General features: G+C 53.1%; 18 protein-coding genes. 2 read left to right on the top strand and 16 right to left on the bottom strand.

From position 1 onward, the window contains the following. Positions 1-21 precede the first annotated feature (21 nt). Positions 22-2,151 (bottom strand): efflux RND transporter permease subunit, encoded by a 2,130-nt coding sequence (locus FYJ64_RS02155; protein ID WP_154573595.1) that lies wholly within the window; start codon positions 2,149-2,151, stop codon positions 22-24. Between the two features lie 384 nt (positions 2,152-2,535). Here FYJ64_RS02155 and FYJ64_RS02160 point away from each other — a divergent pair, with 384 nt between their 5' ends. Continuing rightward, the gene (locus FYJ64_RS02160; protein WP_154573596.1) at positions 2,536-3,144 is read left to right on the top strand and encodes a TetR/AcrR family transcriptional regulator; all 609 of its coding nucleotides are present in this window, start codon (positions 2,536-2,538) and stop codon (positions 3,142-3,144) included. 120 nt (positions 3,145-3,264) lie between these two features. Here the strand turns inward: FYJ64_RS02160 and whiA are convergent, their stop codons facing one another. The 6 genes from whiA to FYJ64_RS02190 form a co-directional block, all read right to left on the bottom strand. Beyond that, positions 3,265-4,206, bottom strand: a complete 942-nt coding sequence (whiA, locus tag FYJ64_RS02165; protein ID WP_154573597.1) for a DNA-binding protein WhiA — start codon at positions 4,204-4,206, stop codon at positions 3,265-3,267. Between the two features lie 58 nt (positions 4,207-4,264). Further along, complete coding sequence (gene kce, locus FYJ64_RS02170) at positions 4,265-5,095, bottom strand: 3-keto-5-aminohexanoate cleavage enzyme (RefSeq protein WP_154573598.1); 831 nt, start codon at positions 5,093-5,095, stop codon at positions 4,265-4,267. Positions 5,096-5,160: 65 nt separating this feature from the next. Next, positions 5,161-6,033 carry an RNase adapter RapZ gene (gene rapZ, locus FYJ64_RS02175; protein WP_235897081.1) on the bottom strand — a complete coding sequence of 291 codons (873 nt, stop codon included), beginning with the start codon at positions 6,031-6,033 and terminating at the stop codon, positions 5,161-5,163. A 3-nt stretch (positions 6,034-6,036) separates the two neighbouring features. Continuing rightward, positions 6,037-6,774 carry a PHP domain-containing protein gene (locus FYJ64_RS02180; RefSeq protein WP_206045505.1) on the bottom strand — a complete coding sequence of 246 codons (738 nt, stop codon included), beginning with the start codon at positions 6,772-6,774 and terminating at the stop codon, positions 6,037-6,039. A 16-nt stretch (positions 6,775-6,790) separates the two neighbouring features. Next, complete coding sequence (murB, locus tag FYJ64_RS02185) at positions 6,791-7,657, bottom strand: UDP-N-acetylmuramate dehydrogenase (RefSeq protein ID WP_235897082.1); 867 nt, start codon at positions 7,655-7,657, stop codon at positions 6,791-6,793. Next, positions 7,654-8,907: an AI-2E family transporter gene (locus FYJ64_RS02190; RefSeq protein WP_154573600.1), complete on the bottom strand. Its 1,254-nt coding sequence runs from the start codon at positions 8,905-8,907 to the stop codon at positions 7,654-7,656. Before FYJ64_RS02190 ends, murB begins: the two co-directional genes overlap by 4 nt. 144 nt (positions 8,908-9,051) lie before the next feature. Here FYJ64_RS02190 and FYJ64_RS02195 point away from each other — a divergent pair, with 144 nt between their 5' ends. Continuing rightward, complete coding sequence (locus FYJ64_RS02195; protein ID WP_154573601.1) at positions 9,052-9,624, top strand: YfcE family phosphodiesterase; 573 nt, start codon at positions 9,052-9,054, stop codon at positions 9,622-9,624. On the opposite strand, the gene FYJ64_RS02200 is transcribed toward FYJ64_RS02195, so the two are convergent. From FYJ64_RS02200 to FYJ64_RS02240, 9 genes are all read right to left on the bottom strand, one after another. Then, on the bottom strand, positions 9,606-10,700 hold the full coding sequence (locus FYJ64_RS02200; protein WP_154573602.1) for a flavodoxin family protein: 1,095 nt from the start codon (positions 10,698-10,700) through the stop codon (positions 9,606-9,608). The two genes, FYJ64_RS02195 and FYJ64_RS02200, sit on opposite strands and share 19 nt — an antisense overlap. A gap of 20 nt (positions 10,701-10,720) precedes the next feature. After that, complete coding sequence (locus FYJ64_RS02205; protein ID WP_154573603.1) at positions 10,721-11,773, bottom strand: Rossmann-fold NAD(P)-binding domain-containing protein; 1,053 nt, start codon at positions 11,771-11,773, stop codon at positions 10,721-10,723. After that, entirely contained in the window at positions 11,770-16,566 is a 4,797-nt protein-coding gene (locus FYJ64_RS02210; RefSeq protein ID WP_154573604.1) for a nicotinate-nicotinamide nucleotide adenylyltransferase, read from the bottom strand. The genes FYJ64_RS02205 and FYJ64_RS02210 overlap by 4 nt, the downstream gene beginning before the upstream one ends. A gap of 17 nt (positions 16,567-16,583) precedes the next feature. Further along, positions 16,584-18,671 (bottom strand): sigma-54 interaction domain-containing protein, encoded by a 2,088-nt coding sequence (locus FYJ64_RS11490; RefSeq protein ID WP_235897083.1) that lies wholly within the window; start codon positions 18,669-18,671, stop codon positions 16,584-16,586. A 187-nt stretch (positions 18,672-18,858) separates the two neighbouring features. Next, complete coding sequence (gene phoU / locus FYJ64_RS02220) at positions 18,859-19,545, bottom strand: phosphate signaling complex protein PhoU (RefSeq protein WP_154573606.1); 687 nt, start codon at positions 19,543-19,545, stop codon at positions 18,859-18,861. Beyond that, positions 19,545-20,297 (bottom strand): phosphate ABC transporter ATP-binding protein PstB, encoded by a 753-nt coding sequence (gene pstB / locus FYJ64_RS02225; protein WP_154573607.1) that lies wholly within the window; start codon positions 20,295-20,297, stop codon positions 19,545-19,547. The genes phoU and pstB overlap by 1 nt, the downstream gene beginning before the upstream one ends. A 2-nt stretch (positions 20,298-20,299) precedes the next feature. Next, positions 20,300-21,148, bottom strand: coding sequence for a phosphate ABC transporter permease PstA (gene pstA / locus FYJ64_RS02230; RefSeq protein ID WP_154573608.1), 849 nt, complete (start codon positions 21,146-21,148; stop codon positions 20,300-20,302). Further along, the gene (pstC, locus tag FYJ64_RS02235) at positions 21,141-22,001 is read right to left on the bottom strand and encodes a phosphate ABC transporter permease subunit PstC (protein ID WP_154573609.1); all 861 of its coding nucleotides are present in this window, start codon (positions 21,999-22,001) and stop codon (positions 21,141-21,143) included. The genes pstA and pstC overlap by 8 nt, the downstream gene beginning before the upstream one ends. A gap of 26 nt (positions 22,002-22,027) precedes the next feature. Beyond that, positions 22,028-22,921 (bottom strand): substrate-binding domain-containing protein, encoded by an 894-nt coding sequence (locus tag FYJ64_RS02240; RefSeq protein ID WP_235897084.1) that lies wholly within the window; start codon positions 22,919-22,921, stop codon positions 22,028-22,030. Between the last annotated feature and the right edge of the window lie 251 nt (positions 22,922-23,172).

Raw genomic sequence — 23,172 nt, forward strand, 5'->3', positions numbered from 1 at the left:
TCCGTACTTGTTCTTTGTGGATCAGGCCTCCTGAACGACCTGCTTTTTCTCTTTTTTGTAAATATCTCTCAGCCCGCCGGTCGTCTTGCAGATGAGTTTATCAAAGGCCATGAGCATGGACGGCAGGATAAAGATTACGGTCAGCATACTGATAATCGCTCCCCGTGCCATCAGTCCGCAGAGGACGCTGATGACGCCGATATCGGAATACAGCGATACACCGAAGGTTGCGGTGAAGAAACCCACCGCACTGGTGATTACGGACGGCATCGACGTTGAGGAGGCGATCATAACCGCTTCCCGCTTGGCCTTGCCGGCCATCCGCTCCGTCTTGTACCGGGTGGATGTCAGAATCGCATAATCGACCGTTGAACCGAGCTGAATCGTGCTGATGCAAACCGGAACGATGAACGCAAGTTCCAGGCCGGTAAATCCGGAAATCCCCAGGTTTACGTAAATCGCGAACTCGATGACTGCCACCAGAATGAACGGCAGGGTCACGGACCGCAGTACAATGAGGATGATCAGGAACACCGCAGCGATGGATATGATGTTCACCACCCGGAAATCCTTGGCAGTCAGGTTGATCAGATCCATGGTCGCCGGGCCTTCGCCAATGACCTTGGCGGTGGGATCGTATTTGGCAACCACCTTCTTCAGTGTCTTGATCTGCGTATTGCACGCATCAGTCGAGACTTTATAATTGGAGTTGACCATGATCAGCTGATGCCCCTTGGCAATCATCGCGTCGGTAATCTCGTTGGGCAGTATTTCCTTAGGAATAGCAGTTCCTGTGAAGGCGTCCAGTCCCAGTACGTTTTCAACACCCTTGACATTCTCCATATCCTTGCTCATCGCATAGCCCTTCTTGGATGAGAGATTTGCATCCGCGATAACCATGTGCGTCGTGCCGATGTGGAAATCCTCCTCCAGCTTGTCGTTCGCCTTCAAGAATGGAGCCTGTTCTTCCGAAAGACCCTGGCTTCCGTTCAGGATCTTGGCAAAATCATAGACTGTATTGTCATGATTGTAACCGTAAATCGCCGGGAACAGCAATACACAGAAAATCAGGATATATACGCCGTAACGGGCGGTGAGCCCGTGGGCCAGTTTCTCTGTGTTCGGGATCAGTCCGCGGTGTCTCGTCTTTTTCAGAAGCTTGTTGAAGAGCATCATCAGAGACGGCAGAACCGTAACGCTGGCCAAAACGCCGAAAACAACGCCCTTCGCCATTACGATTCCCAGATCACGGCCCATCGTATATGTCATGAAACACAGTGCCAGGAAACCGGCGATGGTGGTGATGGAACTTCCGGCCACCGAAACCAGCGTATCGTCGATGGCGTTGGCCATAGCCTTCAGATCCTCTTCTCCTTTGTCCAACCGCTCTTCATAGCTGTGCCAGAGGAAGATGGAATAGTCCATTGTAACGCCCAGCTGCAGCACCGCCGCGATAGCTTTTGTTACATAGGATATCTCCCCCATGAAAATGTTCGACCCGAGGTTGTACATGATTGCCATGCCGATGCTTGCCAGAAACAAGAATGGCGCAAGGTAGGAATCCAGCAGAAGCATCATCGCGATCAGCGAAAGGATTACTGCGATAAACACATATTTGGCTTCCTCCTGCTCACACAGAGCCTTCAGATCCTGCACGCAGGCACTCATGCCGGACACATAGCACTGCTTGGTACTGACCTTCCGGATCTCCTTGATGGCGTTCAGCGAGCCTTCATCCGAGGTGGAGCGGTTAAAGAACACTACGATCATCGAGGCGTTCTCGTTGTCAAAGTCCTCTCTTACCTTCTCTGGATACATGCTGCGGGGTACCGACGGATCGATGACGTCCTGCAGATTGACCACTGAATCCACGTGCTTGATTGTCTTATACTTTTTCGCCATACGGCTCACATCGCTCTTGCTCATGTTTTCCGTAACGACGATGGTGAAGCCTCCTTTATGAAAGTCCTTCAACAGAAGATCCTGTCCCTTCATGGTTTCCATGGTATCCGGCAGGTATGTCAGCATATCGTAATTGATATGCGTGTTGAGATACCCGAACACCGATGGAATCAGGAGCAACAGGCTCACCACCAGGATCACCATCCTGTACTTTACCACTTTCTTGCCAAATCCACGTCCGAATTTCATTCTGTCCTCCAAATAATACTGCAAGGTTTTCTCCTTGATTTCACAGACCACATTACCACATTATTGACCGTCAGTCAATAATTATCCGTATTCTTTTTTTATACAATATCACGAATCTGTCGTAACGCTGTGTTCCCAGCGCATATAGGCATTACTTAAGTTTACCGTGATTAACTTGACCAAAAGTCAATTCAATGCTACTATTGTATTAAGTAAAGGTAGCGGATTACGAAAAATGCACCGTGTCGGGACGAACGCATCGTATCCCGATGGAAAGACCGACAGACTGCGTCGAACAGTATACAGTCGGCGGATTCCGTCAAAACATGCTGCGCTGCGGCTAACGACCGCCTCGTTCGCATAAGGAGAGAAAAGAGAAAAAAGATGGGTAGAGTTGAAGAAAAAAAGCAGCAGAAAAAAAAGGCGCTGATGAACAGTGCCTATGATCTGTTTACCACGGTGGGTTTTCATAAGACTACCATCATGGCCATTGCTCTCCGAGCCGGAGTTGCAAAAGGGACCTTCTATCTGTGGTTCAAAGACAAGGAGGATATACGCAACGCTCTGATCATCGAGAAATCCTCGGAGCTTCTAACTGCCGCGCTTGCAGAACTGGAGCATGCACCTCGGGAGATGTCCCCCCTTGACAAATTGATTTACATCGTGGATTATGTGATCACATGTCTGTCACGGGACATCGCTCTGCTGCGTTTCATCGCCAAGAACCTGTCCTGGGGACTCTTCACCCGTTCGAACCTTTATCAGCCGACGGGCGAGAACAGCGCGCCACTGAGTTTCCGGGACTTCATACGGCAGCTGCTGGAGGAGGATAATGTACAGCCCACCCGAGAGATGGAACTCGCCATTTTCACCACCATAGAACTAGTCGGCTCCACCTGCTACAGCGTGATCCTCAACGGTGAGCCCGTAACGCTCAGTGAATACAAGCCCTATCTTTTCCGCTGCATCCGCAGGCTTTTCGATCCGGAATAGCGTCGGACACAAAGTCCGAACCGACCGTCGTCGGCCGTGCGCGGTACGAACACAAGGCGACCGTCGCCGGCGTGTGCTGTGCGAGTACGGCCACAGGAACCGCTGAACCGGCACATCGACCTACAGCTTTGCGGCGAAATCGAGAATCCTCTTCATCCGGTTGTTCACGCCGGATTTTTTCAGTGGCGGACTCATCATTTCTCCCAGCTGAGTCAGACTCGCCTCCGGATTATACTGCCGCAGAAGCGCCAGTTCCCGCAGTTTGGGCGGCAGCGCATCCAAGCCACCGGTTTTTTCAATTCGCCGGATCGCTTCCATCTGTCGCTGAGAGGCGTCCAGCGTCCGGTCTGTATTGGCTGTGTCGCAGTTCGTCATCCGTACCGCCTGATTCACCAGTTCTTTTTTTATCTTCACATCCTCATATTCCAGAACTTTGGAATGAGCGCCCATAATCGCAAGCGTATCACTGATGTACTGCGAGTTTTTCATGTAGACCACATACCGGTCCTTTCTCTGCGTGATTTTAGCGGACAGATCGTCAAAAGTATTAATCAGCCGCCGCAGATCCCTGGCGAGATTTTCACTGCCGCAGACAAACTCCAGATGATAGCCTTTCTCCGGAGAATTCACGCTTCCGGTTCCCAGAAAGATCCCCCTCAGATACGCCTTCCGGCAGCATCGGGTCTTCACAATTCCGTCGTAGATTCCGTCACTGATATAGTTATTCCCTTCACGGACCAGCAGGATTCCGGTCTCGCGGAGGATCGATTCGCTGCGCATCTCAGGATCAATCGTCAGAATATAGGTGTGTCCCTTTTTCAGCGCCGAAGCTTCTCCGATCAGCAGTTCCGCTTCAATGCGGAAATATTCCTGAAGCATTTTTTTGTAGTGCCGGGCTACCGCCGGACTGTCGGTGGTGACAACGATCTGAAATTTTCCGCCGCCCACCAGCCGGATACTGCCGGACACGCGGAGAAATCCCGCGATTTCCGCCAACTGGCAGCACTTGCGCTCCGGTTCTATACGCGCCAGCTCATTCTTTGTCTCCGATGAAAACGACATTTCCTGCTCTCCTAAAAAAATCGGGCAGCCGAACCGGCTGCCCTCGTATCTGCTATGATTATTTCAGCGGCGGCAGGCTCAGGATCTCCCTTGCCTCTGCCGGCGTCGCGATGGGTCTTCCCAGAAGTTTCGCGATCTCCACAGCCTTGGCGACCATCTCGCCGTTGCTCTTGGCCAGAACGCCCTTCTCCAGGTACAGATTGTCCTCGAAGCCGACTCTGACGTGTCCGCCCATGGCGATGGTTCCCGCCGCAATATCCCACGCGGTCTTGCCGATTCCGGTCGCAGTCCAGGTGGATCCTGCCGGAATGGCATTCTTCATGATCACCAGATCCTCGATGGTCGCATTCATCTGCACGCCCAGCACGAAGTCCCAGTGCAGCGGGTGAACCAGAAGCCCCTTGCGGTCCGCAACCTTCATCGCCAGGTCGATCATGCCCTTGTCGAATACTTCCAGCTCCGGCTTGATCCCTCTCTCCTTCAGGATCTTCGCGAAGTTTTCAATCGTAGTATTGGTGTTGACAAAGATGTCGTCTCCGCCGAAGTTGCAGGTGCCGCAGTCCAGCGTCGCCATCTCGGGCGTCGGCGTGATCTCTGTGGATTCCAGTCTCTCCAGATCGGTCATACCTACCGCTCCGCCGGTAGACGGCTGAATGATGGCGTCCGGGCATTCCTTGCGGATCGCGTCTACACAGACCTGAAAACGTTCCTTGCTCTGGGTCGGAGTTCCGTCATCCTCTCTGACGTGAAGATGAATCAGCGCAGCGCCGGCATCATAAGCCGACTTGGCTTCTCTGACAACTTCCTCCACTGTATAAGGTACGTTCGGATTCTGTTCCTTCGTAACTTCCGCGCCGCAGATGCAGGCACTGATGATTAACTTTTCCATAACTGATTACTCCTTTAACAATAAAATATGATTTGGTTGATTGGTTCTACACACATATTCTATCACTAAAGCTCCCGGTGTTCAAGTGTAACACGATAACCTTCCTCACGGAAGATTCTCGCCATCTCGTTGGCGAGGGTCACCGAGCGATGCTGCCCTCCGGTGCACCCGAAGGCGATATTCAGATGATTCTTTCCCTCCTTTACATAACAGGGAACGATGGTATCGATCATCACGGTGAGCTGCTCGATGAATTTCTGAGCGATATCGTGCCGCAGCACATACCGCTGGACTTTTTTGTTATTGCCGGTGAGATGTTTCAGGCTCTCCACATAATAGGGATTCGGGATGAACCGCACGTCGAACACCATGTCGGTCTCCTGGGGAATTCCGTACTTGAAGCCGAAGGAGATCACGTTAATCGCGAAGGTACTGCTGATGTCGCCGTCCGGATTGTAGAGTTTGCTCATTTCCAGATTGAACTGCGCAACCTTCAGGTTGGTGGTGTCCAGAACATGATTGGCCCTGGCCCGCAGATCCGCCAGCATACTCCGTTCCTTCTCGATCACTGCCTTGCTTGTCCTTCCCGTGGACAAAGGATGATTCCTCCGTGTTTCGTTGTACCTGCGGATCAGTGTGGAGTCCGAGGCCTCGATGAACAGAATGCTGAACTCGATATCCTCCCGCATCCTGAGATAGTCGATGGTATCATTCAGTCCGCTGAAGAACTCGTCGCTGCGGATATCCACAACAAAGGCCGCCTTCGTCATCCGGATCGTCCGGAACATGGCGAGATCCAGGAAGCTTTTGATCAGCGCCGGAGGCATATTGTCGATACAGTAGTAGCCGTGATCTTCAAACCAGTCTGCAGCGTGAGTCTTCCCTGCGCCGGAAAGTCCGGATATAATGACTACTTTCATTTTTTCTTCTTTACTCATGAGCTATCTCTCCTCTATGTTCACGATCCGTTCCAGCGGAAGTCCTGCCTCGAAGGCTCTCGCAAGCCCGCCCTCAAAGCTTCCGACCCGGTCCGGCGTATGGGCATCACTGCTGATGACGAATTTCACATCCTCTTTCATCGCGATCCGGATTTCCTCCACCGTCAGGTGGCTGTGCCAGGTACTGATCTCCATCCAGGTGTCCGTCTCTGCACAGGCTCGCGCCAGTGCGGCCATGTCTACCCTGCCTTTGTCTCCCGGATGGGTCAGCATCCTCAGATTGTTATTGCGGATCGCTGCGATGTTCATGGCGGTATTGGCCCGCGTAAGCGCCCGTCGCGTTCCCGGAAGCCGGATTCCGCGGCTGTCCAGCCAGTTCCCCAGCATATGCGCATGAAGTGTGCCGAAATGATATCCCGCGAGAACAAAGTCATACCGGCCGAATTCCTCCGGCTGCACATCCAGGCAGTTTCCGTAGTTCTGAATCACATTCGCCTCGACACTGAGGAATATGCGGATCTGCGGATATTTCTCCTGCAGACGCCGGATCTCCTCCCGCATCTCCGGAAGCCTGTTCCGGTCCTCGCCGTAGAACAGATGCCCCGGTCCGTGATCGGAAATCGCAACAGCGTCCAGCCCCTTCTCCACCGCCGCCCGGACATTTTCCTCCATGGTGCCCTTCCCGTGCGGCCGGAGAGTTCCCGGCGAGTACACAGTATGGGTATGAATATCAAAAGTCATTCTGTATCTGCTGAAATCAGTCTCCAATGATGCGAACCTCCGGTTCCAGTACGACGCCGAACTTATCCCTCACTGTGTTCTGCACCAGGTGCATCAAACGGATTATATCATCAGCTGTGGCGTCTCCTTTGTTGATAATGAATCCGCTATGCTGCTCGGAAACCTGTGCTCCGCCCACTGACAGTCCCTTGAGCCCCGCATCCTGAATCAGTTTTCCGGCGAAGTAGCCCTCCGGACGTTTGAAAAAACTTCCGGCACTTGGATACTGCACCGGCTGCTTCGCATTCCGCCTTCGGGTAAGCTCGTTCATCTCTGCAGCAATGGCGTCATGATCACCCGGCTTCAGACCCAGGGTCACCGAAAGGATGATGTCCCCGGAAGTCTGGAAAACACTGTGACGATAGGACAGTTCCATTTCCTCTGCGGCAACGGTTTCGACCTGTCCCGTCCCGATGCGGAGAATCTGCGCCTCTGTCACTACATCTTTCATCTCTCCGCCGTAGGCGCCGGCGTCCATGAACAGAGCTCCGCCGATACTTCCCGGAATTCCGCTTGCGAACTCGAATCCGGTCAGATTTGCCGCAAGAGCCGCCTTCGCTGCTGCAGCAACCGATACATCCGCACCGCAGACCACGGAGACTCCGTGAACGGCGACGGCGCGGAAGTCTCTGCCGAGGCGGATCACGGTTCCTTTGTAGCCCCTGTCCGTGAACAGCGTGTTCGACCCCTTCCCGAGCATTATACAGGGTTTACCCTCCCTTTTCAGAGACAGAACCGTCTCCGCAAGTTCCTCAGCGGTATCACAGACCACCATTTCCGCAGCTCTTCCCCCGGCCCGGAACGTTGTATATTCTCTCATGTCAACATCATAAAACTTTCTCATAAAATATCCCTTCGATCGATGTCATATTTATTAAATTCCTGATAATCCTTTGTTTCCTCAGCGAGACCCTTACGTCTCAGCCGCTTTTCTGTGTAGATCTTGAAGTAGTGATATATGATGGCGAACACCGGAACGCCCAGAATCATTCCCAGGAACCCGAACAGCCCGCCGCCCAGAATGATGGCAAACATGACCCAGAAACTGGACAGACCCGTGGTTCCTCCCAGAATTTTCGGTCCCAGAATATTTCCGTCGAACTGCTGCAGCGCGAAGATCATAATCAGAAATTCTCCGGCCTTGATCGGATCAATAACGCAGATGATGATAGCCGACGGCACCGCACCAATAAATGGCCCGAAGAACGGAATGATGTTCGTCACTCCCACGATGGTGGAGCACAGCGCAACATAAGGAAGGCCAAGGATCTTCATCAGCACGAAGCAGATCAGTCCGATAATCAGCGAGTCGATAATCTTTCCGTTGATAAAGCCTCCGAATGTTCTGTTTGTAAAATTGCCGAATTCAAAAATCTCTTCCGCTTTATCCCGCCGGAACAGTGCGTAGATGATTTTGCAGATCTCCGCTTTGAATTTCTCTTTGCTGTTCAGAAAGTACACTGCAACGATGATTCCAATCAGAATGTTCAGGAAGGTCTTAATCGTCATGTACAATCCCTGAGAAATCATTTCCACATATCCGCCTACATTCGGCATAACCCTCTTCTGAATGAATTTCATCAGATATTCAGAAGCATGATTCACCGTATTGGTAAAGGAATCTGACAATGCTTCATACCTGCTCCCCGCCAGCATCTTCGTTACCCATTGGCTGAAGTCCTGAATTCGGTCGGGCATCACCGTCACCAGTGCCACGATACTCTTCACAATCTGAGGGATCAGAAGCGCCGCCACAGCTGCGAACACGGCAATCAGAACGGCCAGCGCCGCGGTGGTTCCCATGACCTTCGCGAAGATGAACGCCCGTCTTTTATTCTTGCACCGGTTCTCCAATCTGTGATATGTTCGTCTGGTGACCAGATTGAATACCGGGCACAAAAGATACGCCATGATGAGGCCGTAAATAAACGGCTTCAGAATATTGACCAGCGTGCCGATGGCCGATGAAATGTGAGACATATTCTGCAGTATAAAGTAAAACAGAATGATCGCCACCGCCGTCAGGAACAGCGTCGCCCCAAGCTTCAGATACTTTTCGTCGAAGCGCTCTTTCAATTTGCTACCTCTCTTCAAAAATATTATGGTATTCACGGTTATTCTACCACAAAAAAATACTCTTTACCACAGCGGTTCCGGCCCCGCTGTGACTTTTTACATGCCCAGCTATGACTTTTTGCTTTTTTGTGATACAATGAGAAACCGGAAAAGGAGCAGACTATGAATTTTTTTGTAATAAGCGATACGCACGGGCATCTGGAAAAGGTCTACGATATGTTCGACCGTCTTTCTGAAATGACTATCGACGGGAAACCTGTCGATATGATCCTTCACTGCGGGGATCACCTGCGGGACGGGGAAATCATCGGAGAGCGGCTTGCCGTACCGGCGGTTTCCGTCGCCGGAAACTGCGACGGCTGTCGGAAGCGGGATTTCCGGGTCGTTCCGTCGCCCGCCGGAAAAATTCTGATTACGCACGGGCATCTGGAAGGAGTCGACTACGATCTGTCCACGCTTCGCTATCTGGCGCAGGAAAACGGATGCAGAGCCGCGTGCTTCGGACATACCCACGTTCCGGTATTCGAGGATATCGGCGGCGTTCTGATGATCAATCCGGGGAGCCTGACCTTCCCCCGGGACGGGACCACCGGCTCCTGCGCCCTGCTGAACGCCACAGAAAACGGGTTCGACGGCGGCATTTATTACTATGAACATCTTTTCGGCGGGAAGGACCGAAAAAAATCCCGGGGAGGATTCCTCCGGGGGATGATTAATTACAGCGACAGATTCTGATCTGCCGCTTTTTCTTTCCCGCAGATCCTGGCTGCCATCTCTGCCGCGCGCTTCTGGATGCGCAGTCTCTCCAGGATGCTGCCGGGATCGTTGGCAGTCTCCACCAGTGCGAAGTTGCCGGGCAGAATAAAGTTTTTGTTGAAGCACATGGCGCCGATAATCTGTTCCGCCACGATGTCGCCGCCGCTGTATCCGGAAACGACAAGCGCATATACCTTTTTCCCGGAGAAGTCGTTGGTGCGGAACAGTGCCGTCAGGCGGTTGATAAAGGCGGTGATATTGGCACTGACCGCATCGTTGTAGTTGGGGCAGATCATGACCAGAGTGTCGCAGCGCAGAATGGCCGGATACACCTGTTCCACCATTACGCCGCCGTACAGGCAGTCCCCTTGCTCGCCGAAGTGGACACAGGTTTCGTAGCTGCATCCGCTGCAGTCCACCACAGTTCCGTTGCGCAGAGAAATTTCCGTGATATCGCAGCGGCCTCCGATACCCTGCCGGATCATTTCCCACAGAAGCAGGGAATTGGATGTGGTGCTGTTGCTGGCGTGTACCGCCAGAACCTTCGGCCTCGGTGAGAACGGCATCCGAAAGGACAAAATCTTACGCACCAGATTTTCCACGCTGCGGGCGTAGGCTTCGTAATGCCCCACCCGGCTGATTTTACTCATCACGTTGAAATTGTACAGGTCTCCGGTAGCTTCCACCAGCGCTTTGCCGGGAAACGCAGCGCCCGCTCTGTTCGCAGAGAATACCATCTGCCGTGCCAGATTCTTGGTGTACAGTTCTCCCTTCCCATCGATCAGGATACCCGCTGTCGTCCCCCGGAGGCTGTCCCGGTTCTCATTCAGCCAGCCGATCAGCCGCTGAGCATCCAGACATACGCCGCAATGCGGAAGACATACGGCAATGAGCAGAGGGCCTCCATTCCAGCGCTTATTCTCAATCGCACCGGTAAATGCTGCACATCCGCAAAACTCCTCCGCGGGGATTTCCCGCAGGGCGCGGTTCAGCACATAATCGATGCGCCGCGTGTTTCCGCCTTCCTCCCATCCGATCTTCAGAACCGTCAACATCTCTTCGCCTCGTTTCCTTCTTATTCCAGTTCCCGCAGGTGCATATATGCGCCTCGGATCCGTTCATACAGAGCATCCTCCACCATGAGATCTTCAAACTCGTTTCCGCTGTCGGTCAGCCGGTTGCGGATCCCGAGGAACGCGCCGTCTCCGTCTTTGTTCCCGAACCAGAGAGAGCTGTAATGCCATTGGCCCCGCAGCGTCAGCAAAATTGAGAGCGCCGCCGAGGAGAGAGCCGGCGCAATGTACGGCTTATATCCCAGCCGCCGTACAATCTGATTTGCGTTCACCGTCAGATCGGTCAGCTCCCGGGAGAGCCCGTCGTCATAGTGCTCGATGCTGTTCGCAATGACCAGGTCCCGTCCGTGGGGGCCGAATGCCCGTCCTTCCGTCAGATAAGCGGAGAAACGATCATCCCGCTCTGCGTAATAGGACGCCCGGGCGTTCATCACGCCGAGCCCATAGCCGCGGAACTGCCGGGCATCCAGTCCCGAGCTCCGCACAAAGACCTTCGCGAGGGGATCCACAGGATCCGACACCACCGCCACAAGCCCTGAAAACTCCGCTTCTGCGGCCAGCGCTCCATACTGCCGGACCAGAGTGCGGTTCGTCTCAAGCTGCGCCATCCGCACATCCCCTTTCGCTCCGATCGCAGGAACGCCCCGGCTGGCACAGAAGACCAGAATGTCACAGTCACAGATCTGTTCCTGCGGAACGACCCTGATCGGCGGGAGCACGGGATATACGTCAGCCACTGATTCAGCATGCTCCTCCGGTCTGCGGATTTCTTTCGCGGTCTCCTTCGCGGTGCGGGCTTCCTCCGGTCCCGGATACCGGATCTGATTCATTTCCATCTCCAGACGGGCCAGATTGGCTTCATTCAGATCACAGATTCCAATGCTCTCCAGCACATCTCCGCCCAGCAGACGAAGCCCGATGAGCATGGTGGTCCCCACGTCACCGAGCGCGATGATATTCAGCCGCAGCTTTTTCTTTCCGTTCCGGGGATCAAGACCGGTGACCGCGCCGGCGTCCAGTCCCTGCTCCCTCAGAATCTCACTTATTTTTTTCATGCCTTTTTCTTCCCCCATTTCAGCCGGATCAGCCGGGCGATCGCATTATCGATAAAGGCGGTCGGCGCCAGATTTTCATCCAGCTCAATTCCGGTTCCCATCTCCGGAATCCGCGGATAGGTGATTACCTCTCCGATCCTCTTCAGTGTCAGCTTTCGTTCATAGATGGACTGATATTCCTTTTCAATGACCTGCCAGATATTCCGGGCGTTTTCCAGGCACGTCATGGAATACCTGAATATCTCCCCGACATTTCCGTCCGCGATGAACACCGGCGTGGTATAAGGCATAATCAGATTGATTGAACCGCTCCTGAGCCCGTCCTTGTCGTTCGCCGGCGTCAGACTGTCCCCGCCGATAAAGGGATAGCAGTCCCGCTCATTCAGCCAGATCTTCAGCGTCGGCAGGAAATATGCGCTCTCCACCTCACGCCCCCGAACTTCCATAGCATCTCTGGCGTTTCCGGTCATGACTCCCACAACGATCTTTCGTACATCAACCTCGTTCTTCTTCAGAATCGGATCGATGATGTTCATCCGGTATCCTTTGTGCAAAAGATCGTCTATGAGAATCACCGGGCGATCGAAAGATCGGATGGCTCTCGCCTGGGAATCCAGCGGCGAGTAATACCGGGACTCTCGGATCGTGAAGCCGTCCAGATCCGAATTGAAATACTTCTCCGTGTGGAGCACCTTGGTCACAGTGTTCGGCACCAGTACGTCAGCCAGCGCCTTTCCGAAGGGTACCGTCATATACGGTCCTCTCAACCCGCTCTTGTCGTGCACCGGCGGAACTCCGTTAATCTCAGCCACCCTCCGGATGATTTTATTGTGCACCGCGCTGGTGTTAAAGGAGAGCACCAGCTGCCCCGGATGAATCTCCGTCATCACCTTCAGCAGATTTCCGTGGGCCTCGTCAATCGCCCGGAGCACGGCAGACCGCTTATTCAGCGGATTCTTGATCATCGTCTCCACATCCCTGAAAATCACAATGGGGGAACGCATGTCCACCGCATAGACGGGCTTTCCGCCGCGTCCCTCCGCGATGTTCACAAATCCCTGCTTCTTCAGCGCGTCGATGATTCTCGGATTCATCCCTGAGGCGTCCACAGGATGATATACCGCATAGGCAAAATCCCGGGAGATCAGCTCTGTCAGAATTTCCGTCAGCACAATCTGGCTGATGTTGGAGATGCTCCGACTCTTCTTGGTGTACAAAAACCCGATCGCTGCGATGCCGCCTGCTGCGGCCTCCCGGATATGCGAGGCAATCTTCAGGTCGCCGAATTCCCTCAGCAGCTGATTGGTTTCCAGCCGGTGAGCCGCCGCATACGCGACACACCGCCTGCTGCGTCCTGCAGATTCGATATAAAGTCCCCGTGTCTTTTCCCGTTCCAGATATTCTGCGATTTTTCCGAAGTCATAGCCCATTCCCTCCAGATCTCTGCGAATCGGCTCAAGCGTCTCCGGAGACTGGCTGCTATAGGAGCTGATGCTGATTTCTCTGGCCTGCAGCACGTGCTTGTACGCAGGCTCCCGCAGATACAGGCTTTTCTCATAGATATAGTTCTGCGCCACCGGGTCGATGAGATTGGAAATATCCCGGTTAAGGTCAATATTCTCACGAATCCTGGTGGAACTGATGTCCTCATAATATTTTTTCAGAGTCAGCGTGATCACTTTTCCGGTAATCGGATAGATCCTGGCGTCCTGCGGACCGCGTTCCTGTTCCTTGGATTCCCTGGCAAAGACAATATGGTTCATCCCGTGGATAGAATCCTCTGCCGGCGTCTTCCGGTAGCAGGAGGCGTGACGGACCACGTCGGATCCGACCGCGATATAGAGTTCCCGTCCCTCGAAGGCCTGCTTCAGTCTCCGCACATCGTCATTGTTCGCGATGTTCACGGAAAAATCATCCGGAAACGGATAAATCCCCTCTTCATCCGCCACCGACATATTCATGATCTTGCGGCGCTGGAGCCGTGGCTGCGTGTTCTTGGACCAGGAAAACTCATCCAGCGCCAGATACACGTCGAACCCCATATTCCGGATAGTTCTGGCCACTGCCTTATGCCCCAGACTGAACGGGTCGAAGGTGCCCGGGTAAAACGCAACCTTCCGCCGGGCCGGAAAACAGAATTCCCCCTTCTGCGCCCGGTGCTCGCAAATGTACCGATAGAGGCTGTTCAGCACAGCTGCGTTGTTATAGAATTCCAGAGCATCCTCGGTTTTCTCATGGAGCAGCGCCAGGAGTTTTTTGTGACAGTGCAGAAAGAGTTCATCCTTCTCATCGAGGGACATCTCCGTGCTCCCGAAAAGATATTTCCCCATGACCCAGAAGGCCTCCCGGCTCGCCAGCTTATCGTAGTTGGCGTACCCTCTTATCAGCATGTACAGCAGACGGATGCGCCTGCTGTTCCAACACTTCTCCGGTTCACGGAAGCGGTCTCTGTATTCACTGTAGTTCTCCAGAATCACGCCAATGGTGTTGATGGTCGCGGAGATCAGCTTGTCGTTCCCTGTTCCGACGACGCGTTCCAGTGTGTTGATAAACTCATCCAGCTCCTGAGGAGGCAGACGGAGCACCACATTCCCCAGATAGTCCGGTATGTACTTGGAGAACTGGTAGTCGCCGATTTCCAATCCGTTGAACAGTTCCACCGAAAGTTCGTTCCGCTGCTCCGGACTCATCCGATCCACAATTGTGAGCAGCCCGCGTCCTGCGGTTCTCCTCACCGTCACCGTCTCGCTGACCTTGATCAGATTGGAGAGATGCGTCGCCACATGGAGAATTTCGCCTTTGTTCTCCGGCCGTATCACGTAATCGATCATCATCTCGATGTTGGCGACCTTGACGACCCAGGGCGTTCCGGCCTTCAGGTCATCCAGGAACATATTGCTCATGCGTTCCGTGAAGGACTGCTCCTCGGTGATCCCTACAACTTTTTTCAGATGCTCCACGTGCTCCCGACCCACGCCACGACCGTGCAACGCACTGTCTGCATGAACCGCGGCAACAGCCAGCTTCTCCGTTCCGCTCTCGCCGGCACTGCGGATAAACTTGTCCAGAATTGTGATTTCCTGCCGGGAGCATTCCTCCTCCCTCAGTTCCATAATGGTCTTCAGCAGGATCATGATGATTTCCTCATCATAATCCGTTCTCCGGTAATAATCGATCAGGATGTTCATGTAGTTATACAGACAGCTTGGCTTGCAGAAGCGAAGCACCGCGGCTGAGAAACTGTTCAGGCTGTTGCGTATCCATTTCTTATGCTGATCCGTCAGTTTATAGTCAGGCTCGATGATTTTTTGGAGATACTCCGCGAACAAAGTGAGGTTCGTCACGGCCTTGTCCGGAAGGGATTCACCCTCCGGCAGTTCTTTTTTGTATTCCTCGTTGAAGGTCCCGACAATCTGCCCCAGAAGCTCCGCCGCCTGACTTCGGATGTCTCCCTCCTTATGAGCCAGCAGCTCATACAGAAAGCGAATGGTCATCAGTTTCTGACGTTCGGTCATGTAGGTGGAATATTCTCCGAGAATGCTCACATATGTCCGGATGTTCTTCCAGTTCTGCTCGCTGCGGGCCGCCTCAATCAGGTTTCCGAATTCAGCGTCCACATGGAAACGGCTCATCAGACGGATGTTGTGGTCGATGGCCTTGTACCGCAGCTGTTCGATAACCTCTTCTCCCTCCAGCAACACCATCTCCCGTTTCCGGGGTTTCCCGCAATGGGCAGGGTAGCGGGACGGTATCTCCGGCAGGGCAACGTCTACTCCCCGTTCCTTCATGTAGTCTTCGAAGTCCTCCAGCTTGTCGTACACCCTCTGATACCGCTGTTTCTTTGCCTCATCCACATTATCCAGCTTGTCCAGGATCACATCGAAGGCATCCGCCAGCGTATAGAAGCAGACCCGCTCTCTGTCGTTCCCGTCCCGGCAGCTCTTTACCCGGAAATCAGCATAAATCAGAATCAGGGATTCCGCGGACAGATTCTCCAGCTCCAGATCCCAGGTCGAATGATTGGCCGCGATGTGGCCGATAGTCGGCATTCCGAACCGGTCGTAGCATCGGTCCGTGTAGTAGTAGTGAAGATACGGGATGCGCCGCTCCTCGCTTTTTCGACAGCCGTATTTCCCGATATCGTGCCCCGCCGCCGCTCCGGATACGATTCCCAGATCCACCGGAGCTCCGGCTTCCGCAAGCTGGCGGGCCACATGCATCGCAACATAGTGCACGCCTCCGATGTGCCCCAAAGTATTGAACGGCGTGATGTCTGTGCCGATACGCATGAACTCATAAAAATAGCGGTGCTTCACCAGATGATGAAGCTTGATGTACTCACGCGTATAGCCTCCCTCTTCAATTTCGTCGTCTGTCAGAAACACCATGCTGCGGGTCGGATCAAAGGGAAGATTTTCCTCTTCATAGGCGTACAGTCCCCTCAGAATCTGGAGGAGCAGCACACTCCCTTCCTCATAAACCGCCCGGTGCTCCGGCTCCGGCATCGTCTCGAAAAGCTGGTGGAGAATATCCCTGAAGCACCAGGACAGCCACCCCTCGGGAGGCTCCTCATTCAGCGTGCCGAAATATTCCGCAGCGACCTTCACCACCTCCCGGGAATCGAACCGCGGGTTCTCCAGCAGAAGGTCCGACAGCTCCTGCGCCATCTCCCACAGTCCCGCCGATGCGATTTTCCGTTCCATCTCCCTGCGGGTCTTTCCCGTTTCCTTCAGAAACGCCCGATCCAGCAATGCTTTGTTCAATGCTCTGTAAATCAGAGATTCTCTTCTCATCAATTTCCTCCGGCATCCTACAGCCCGTATTTCAATTTTTTTCGCGCTAAGGTCGTCTGGGGAAGCCCCAGCATATCCGCCGCCTTACGCGTAGTCTTCTCTTTCTTCAGTGCGTATTCGATTAAACGTTTTTCCTGCTGCTCCATGATCTGATGGAAATCCAGTCGATCATTCCGGTCATAAGTCTTGCGGATGCTCCGGACCAGATCGCCGTAGGCGCTTTCATTCAGAAGCGCGTCAACATCCTCGTCGCCGATGACATTTCCTCTGGTGCTTATCACCAGACGATGCACCACGTTCTCCAGTTCCCGCACATTGCCTGGCCAATAGTAATCATACAATCGGTTCAACGCTTCGGGGGAAAGCTCCTTGGCCGTACCATACCGCTTGTTACATTTCTCCACAAAGAATTCCGCCATCACGAGGATATCCGCCCGCCGTTCCCGCAGCGGCGGAACCTCGATGGTGCAGATATTCAGCCGGTAGTACAGATCCTCCCGGAATTTGCCCTGATCCACCAGCTGGCGCAGCGGCACGTTGTTGGCGCAGATCACACGCACATTCACATTGATCTGTTTCGTTCCGCCCACCCGGTAGAACTGGTTTTCCTGGAGTACCCGCAGCAGCTTGGACTGCATGTTCATGGAAAGAGTTCCGATCTCATCCAGGAACAGAATACCCTCGTTAGCCGCCTCGAAGTATCCGGCTTTTCCGCCGGCCTGTGCCCCGGTGAACGCGCCGGACTCGTACCCGAAGAATTCGGATTCCGCCAGATTCTCCTGAATCGTGGCACAGTTAATCCGGACGCAGGGCTTGGCGCACCGCTCGCTGTTCTGATGAATCAGTTCCAGCACCTTCTCTTTTCCGACACCGGTCTCTCCCTGAATAATCACGTTACAGTCGTAATGGGCGATATTCAGAACGTCCTCTACCATATTGCGGGTCACAATGTCCTGATAAATGAAGCCGTCGTCCCGTCCCGCGTTCTCCACGGCTCGGCTCTTCGCTCTGCTCTGCACCTGGTGCCGGCTTCCGGAATAACTCCGGTACATTCCGTCGATTTCCTCCAGCTTGGGCGCCAGAACATACAAAATCTGCCGGGAAAAGTCCAAGAACCCGTCAATAAACTGATCGAAGGCGTAGCTGATTACCATCTTTCCGAGGGCTTCCGCACAGAGCGCCGCGATGTTGTAATTGCTGTCAAAGGAAGTAAAGTAAATGGCTCCCCGGTTTTTCACCAGTTCTACGGCCATCGTTTCCGTTCCCGCGATATCGTCAGTAACGATCACCATGTCGATCGGGCTGCGTATCTTCAGATCCTGTTTCAGAGTTTCGTAGGTTTTCACCGGCTCGCTGAAGTTCACAAAATGAATGTCTTTAATCAGTGGCGTCAGCACGCGGACGATCTCCTCTCTGGAAATGTTGTCGTTATAGTAATCGTCCACGATTCCGATGACCTGATATTCCGGTCCGATGGCCTCCCGCATGGACGCCGCGTACAGCAGCATCGTATGGAGATTGTTCCCCAGAATCGCCACCGTACGGCAGTCCTGCTCCTGTGCCGCAATATAAGAGCCGTAAATACTTCCTGACTCGTCGAAAGCCGCCATCATGGCTTTGTCACTCAGATTCAAAAGCATACTAGGCCGATATACCGGTGATGTTTCAAAGATGATTCCGTAGCCGGAACAGCGGATCTGCCCGTAGTCGAAGTCGATTTCTGTAATCTCGTCAATATGCAGCGGAAGAGATGTCAGCGAGGTCAGACAGTATATCCGGTCACCCGGCTGAATCGCAACATCTGCATTAAAACTGGGGGAGACTGCTTCCACAGTTCCCATCAGCACGCCTCCGGAACGGGTGAACGGGTTCTGCAGCTTGCCCCTCTTCTCCACAATGTCGAAGATGCGCGCCCGGATCTTGTCCTCTGCATAGCCGCTGCTGCTGCAGATCTGCTGAAAGCTGTCCCACTCTATATTGATCAGTTCAAGGCGGATACGCGCCTCTCCCCGCCGGATTTCCCGATCCGTATCCAGCCTCCAGGCGATAGGCGGAAAGACTCCCTTCGGCTCCAGCACTCTGCCAAGTCCAAATTCTCGTTCCATAAAAAATACTCCCATCCTCAGCTATGCAGTCACTCATGCGCCCTGGCGCCGGATTGCGCACCGCGGAGCTGCCGTCAGACTGCCGTCAGCATCCACCAGGTCCTGCGGGGACTTGATGAACAGACTCTGTTTATTATAGCATAGATGACAGGAGTATTGTGTTTTTTGTTCCATTTTTGGGTCGGAATTATCTTTCTTCGCCTTTCTGCTTCGCATTCTCGTTTCTGAGTTCCTCGCTGATGTGCACGCCGGTAATCGCGAACTCCACCCATTCGGCGATGTTGACTGCGTGGTCTCCGATGCGCTCGCAGTATTTGGCGATCATCAGCAGATCCAGACACAGCTCCGGAGAATCCTCTCCACTGCGTATCATGGAGATGAGATCTTCCCGCATTTCATCGAAATGCCGGTCTACCACATCATCTGATCTCATGACCTCATAAGCCAGATCCAGATCTCTCTCCACAAAGGAACGGATCGCTCCGGTAACCATATCTGCAGCGGATTCCGCCATCGCCTTCAGATGGGTATGATGCTTGGAATCCTCACCCTCTATGTATTTCGCGATCTCTGCGATGTCCGACGCCTGATCGCCGATTCGCTCCATGTCTGTAATCATCTTCAGCGCGGCGGAAATCGTACGGAGATCCCGCGCTACCGGCTGCTGCTGAAGCATCAGCTTGAAACACATCGTCTCGATTTCGCGTTCCTTCTCATCGATTTCCGGATCAGTCTCCTCGACGATTTTCAGCAGCTCGTCATTATCCTCCAGCAGTCCGTTCATCGAGTTGGAGATCACCAGCTCACAAAGGCTTCCCATCTTGATCAGTTCCACATTCAGCTGTGCGAGCTGTGCGTCAAATCGGTTTCTCATCAGCCAAACCTCCCTGTAATATACTCTTCTGTTTTCTTGTTTGACGGTACTGAGAACAGTTTCTCAGTCCGATCGTATTCGATCATCTCACCCAGCAGGAAGAACGCCGTGTTGTCCGCAACACGCAGCGCCTGCTGCATATTGTGCGTCACCATGATGATCGTGTATTTCTTCTTCAGTTCCAGAACCAGATCTTCAATCTTGGAGGTGGAGATCGGATCCAGGGCGCTGGTCGCCTCGTCCATCAGAAGAACCTCCGGCTGCACAGCCAGAGCCCGTGCGATACAGAGCCTTTGCTGCTGACCGCCGGACAGACCCATAGCATTTTTCTTCAGCCGGTCCTTCAGTTCGTCCCATATGGCGGCTCCCCGAAGAGAAGATTCCACAATCTCGTCCAGTTGAGTTTTGTTCTTGACGCCGTGTGTACGGGGACCGTAAGCGACATTGTCATAAATGCTCATCGGAAAGGGATTCGCCTTCTGAAACACCATTCCGACACGCTTTCTCAGGTGGTTCACATCCATCCGGGAATCGTAGATATCCTGTCCGTCCAGCAGCACATCGCCCTCGATGCGGCAGCCCTCGACCAGATCGTTCATTCGGTTCAATGTCTTCAGCAGCGTGGATTTTCCGCAGCCGGAGGGTCCGATAAACGCCGTGATCTCATTGGACGGCAGATTCAGGTTGATGGACTTCAGCGCATGGAACCCACTGTAATAAAGATTCAAATCCCTTATCGTAAATTTGTCCATTTCTAGTTTTCCTTTTTATTCTTTCCGGCGACCTTTCCGGCAATCAGGCCGGAGACCGCATTGATAATAATTACCATGACCAGCAGAATCACAGCCGTTGCGTAGGCCTGCTTCATGTAAAGGCCCTCTGATAAGAGCGCGTACATGTGAACAGACAGGGTCCTTCCGGAATGAAGCAGACCCGTCGCAACGCCTGTAACTGTACCTGCTGTATAAATTAAAGCCGCCGTTTCGCCAACAATTCTGCCGATTCCAAGTATAACACCGGCCAGTATTCCCGGCACTGCTGATGGCAGTACAATGTGAAAAACGGTTCTCAGCTTTCCCGCGCCAAGGCCGAAGCTTCCTTCCCGGTAACTGTCCGGTACAGACTTCAGCGCTTCCTCTGTCGTTCTCATGATCAGCGGCAGAATCATAATTGCCAGCGTCATGGTTCCCGCCAGAATGGAAAGTCCCCATCCCAGGGCGACGACAAAGAACAGGAATCCAAACAGTCCGTAGACGATGGATGGTATTCCGGACAGGGTCTCCGTGGTCAGACGGATCACCCGTACCAGTTTATTTCCCCGCTCCGCATACTCTACCAGGTAGACCGCGGAAAACACCCCGAAGGGCACGGCTACAAGCAATGACAGAACGGTAATAGTCAATGTATTGATGATGGCCGGCATCATGGAGACATTCTGGGTCGTATATTTCCACTGAAACTGCTCCGGCGTGATGTTGGGGATTCCTTTGATCAGAATATATCCGATCAGAACTACCAGAACCAGCACTGTAAGCACAGCTGAAAGATAGACAAGAAGACGCAGCGCCAGCGATCCTTTGTGGTTTCTGTAATACTCAGTCATTCTTCTCACTCCTTTCCTTTGCAATCGCAAACAGCAGATTGATGATCAGAATGAAGGTGAACAGCACCACCGCCGTCGCGATCAGCGCTCTTCTGTGCAGCCCTGTGGCATACCCCATTTCCAACACGATATTGGTTGTCATGGTACGGGCTCCTGCCAGAATGCTGTTCGGCACCAGTGCCTGATTTCCGATTACCATGGATACCGCCAGAGTCTCTCCGATGGCACGGCCGATTCCGAGGATCACCGCCGCCACGATTCCCGACTTCGCCGCCGGAAGAACTGCGCAGAACACGCTTCTCTCATGGGTCGCTCCCAGTGCAAGGGAACCCTCATAATAACTTTCCGGTACGGCCCGGATGGAGGATTCCGAAACCGCGATAATCGTTGGAAGGATCATCATGCCCAGCATCAGCGAGGCAGTCAGGATACCCTTTCCGTTCGTTCCGAACATCTGTTGGATGAGGGGCACAATCACCGTCAGCCCGAAAAATCCGTAGACGATAGACGGAATGCCCGCGAGCAGATCAATCGCCGGCTTCAGAAGACGATGCAGCCGGTCATTACAGAATCTGGCCATAAATGTGGCGCAGAGGATCCCCACCGGCACTCCGATGATAATCGCACCTGCGGTTACATAGATACTTCCGATAATCATCGGCAGTATCTCGTATACATCCTTGGATGGTTCCCAGTTGACTCCGGTCAGGAACCGGACGAATCCGATTTCATGAATAGCCGGCACGCCGTTTCCGAAGATGAAGATACAGATCAGCGCGACGGCTATAATAGAGGCGCATGCCGCCAGTAAGAATACCAGCCGCATGCCCTTTTCTTTCAAGCTATTGTCCATTTACGTTACTCCGTCTTTTTCACGTCTTATTTCAGCTCGTCCCATTTGGTGATTTCACCGGTGTAGATTTTCTGAACCTGCTCGCTGGTGATCTCAGAGAGGCTGTTGTCTTTGTTGACGATGACCGCGATTCCGTCTCTGGCGATTTCCTTGGACTTAACGCCTTTGTCGGTCTCTTCCTTCTCCAGGTCTCTGGACGCCATACCGATGTTGCAGACGCCTTCGGTCGCGGAAGTAATTCCGGTAGTGGAGTCAGACTCCTGTACCTCGACCTTGACATCGCTGTTAACCTTCTGATAGGCTTCCGCCAGCTTTTCCATCAGCGGGGTTACAGAAGAGGACCCTGCTACAGAAATCTTTCCGGATGCATCGCTCTTGCTGTAGGTCTTGCTTGTGTCTTCCGGAACATATCCTTCCTTCTCAACGATTTTCTGGCCTTCCTTGCTCATGATGTAGTTGATGAAGTCCTTCGCTGCAGCGTTGGTCTTCTTTCCGATAACGATGTTGAACGGTCTCGATACCTTGTAGGTTCCCTTCTTGACGTTCTCGACAGAAGCTTCATTTCCGTCAACCTTCAGAGCCTTTACAGAGCTTGCCAGAGAACCCAGCGAGATGTAACCGATAGCGGCTTTGTTACCCTGAACAGTCTGGATCATGACCGCTGTGCTGTTGGTAATCTCTGCATCCTTGATCGTATTGTCCGTCTTGTTTCCGTCCTTGTCCTTCGTCTCAATGCCGAACAGCTCGATGAACGCGCCTCTTGTTCCGGATCCCTCTTCTCTGGAGATGACGCTGATCTTCCCTGATGCGTCTGAGTCGGACGACCCGGATGAGCTGCTTCCGCAGGCAGTGAACATTGTGGCTGCCATCGCGGCGATCACGCCGACTGCAAGTACCTTTTTCATTCTCTTCAGTTCCATTATGATATTCCTCCTAATTTATTATTTTCATTTTCACCGATCCGACCAGCCACGCTTTTGGACCGGCGATCGTTTTTCTGTTTACAGCTATATAATAGCGATCGAATGTAAAGACCGTAACCATAGTAGTGTTAAATGAACGTAAAAATGTAAAAAAGTGAACAGGGATACAGGCAAAGTCCTGCAGTGGATGTGGGACACAGGAGAAACACAGAAGAGCGAACAGAAAAGGAAAGCAGAAAAAGAGAGCC

This window comes from Hornefia butyriciproducens (genome assembly GCF_009695915.1).
Taxonomy (GTDB): Bacteria; Bacillota; Clostridia; order Peptostreptococcales; family Anaerovoracaceae; genus Aminicella; species Aminicella butyriciproducens.

Bases quoted from the DNA above. Each gene is read 5' to 3' on its own strand.
- FYJ64_RS02155 (WP_154573595.1), bottom strand. From the start codon at position 2,151: ATGAAATTCGGACGTGGATTTGGCAAGAAAGTGGTAAAGTACAGGATG.
- FYJ64_RS02160 (WP_154573596.1), top strand. From the start codon at position 2,536: ATGGGTAGAGTTGAAGAAAAAAAGCAGCAGAAAAAAAAGGCGCTGATG.
- whiA (WP_154573597.1), bottom strand. From the start codon at position 4,206: ATGTCGTTTTCATCGGAGACAAAGAATGAGCTGGCGCGTATAGAACCG.
- kce (WP_154573598.1), bottom strand. From the start codon at position 5,095: ATGGAAAAGTTAATCATCAGTGCCTGCATCTGCGGCGCGGAAGTTACG.
- rapZ (WP_235897081.1), bottom strand. From the start codon at position 6,033: ATGAGTAAAGAAGAAAAAATGAAAGTAGTCATTATATCCGGACTTTCC.
- FYJ64_RS02180 (WP_206045505.1), bottom strand. From the start codon at position 6,774: ATGACTTTTGATATTCATACCCATACTGTGTACTCGCCGGGAACTCTC.
- murB (WP_235897082.1), bottom strand. From the start codon at position 7,657: ATGAGAAAGTTTTATGATGTTGACATGAGAGAATATACAACGTTCCGG.
- FYJ64_RS02195 (WP_154573601.1), top strand. From the start codon at position 9,052: ATGAATTTTTTTGTAATAAGCGATACGCACGGGCATCTGGAAAAGGTC.
- FYJ64_RS02200 (WP_154573602.1), bottom strand. From the start codon at position 10,700: ATGTTGACGGTTCTGAAGATCGGATGGGAGGAAGGCGGAAACACGCGG.
- FYJ64_RS02205 (WP_154573603.1), bottom strand. From the start codon at position 11,773: ATGAAAAAAATAAGTGAGATTCTGAGGGAGCAGGGACTGGACGCCGGC.
- FYJ64_RS02210 (WP_154573604.1), bottom strand. From the start codon at position 16,566: ATGAGAAGAGAATCTCTGATTTACAGAGCATTGAACAAAGCATTGCTG.
- FYJ64_RS11490 (WP_235897083.1), bottom strand. From the start codon at position 18,671: ATGGAACGAGAATTTGGACTTGGCAGAGTGCTGGAGCCGAAGGGAGTC.
- phoU (WP_154573606.1), bottom strand. From the start codon at position 19,545: ATGAGAAACCGATTTGACGCACAGCTCGCACAGCTGAATGTGGAACTG.
- pstB (WP_154573607.1), bottom strand. From the start codon at position 20,297: ATGGACAAATTTACGATAAGGGATTTGAATCTTTATTACAGTGGGTTC.
- pstA (WP_154573608.1), bottom strand. From the start codon at position 21,148: ATGACTGAGTATTACAGAAACCACAAAGGATCGCTGGCGCTGCGTCTT.
- pstC (WP_154573609.1), bottom strand. From the start codon at position 22,001: ATGGACAATAGCTTGAAAGAAAAGGGCATGCGGCTGGTATTCTTACTG.
- FYJ64_RS02240 (WP_235897084.1), bottom strand. From the start codon at position 22,921: ATGGAACTGAAGAGAATGAAAAAGGTACTTGCAGTCGGCGTGATCGCC.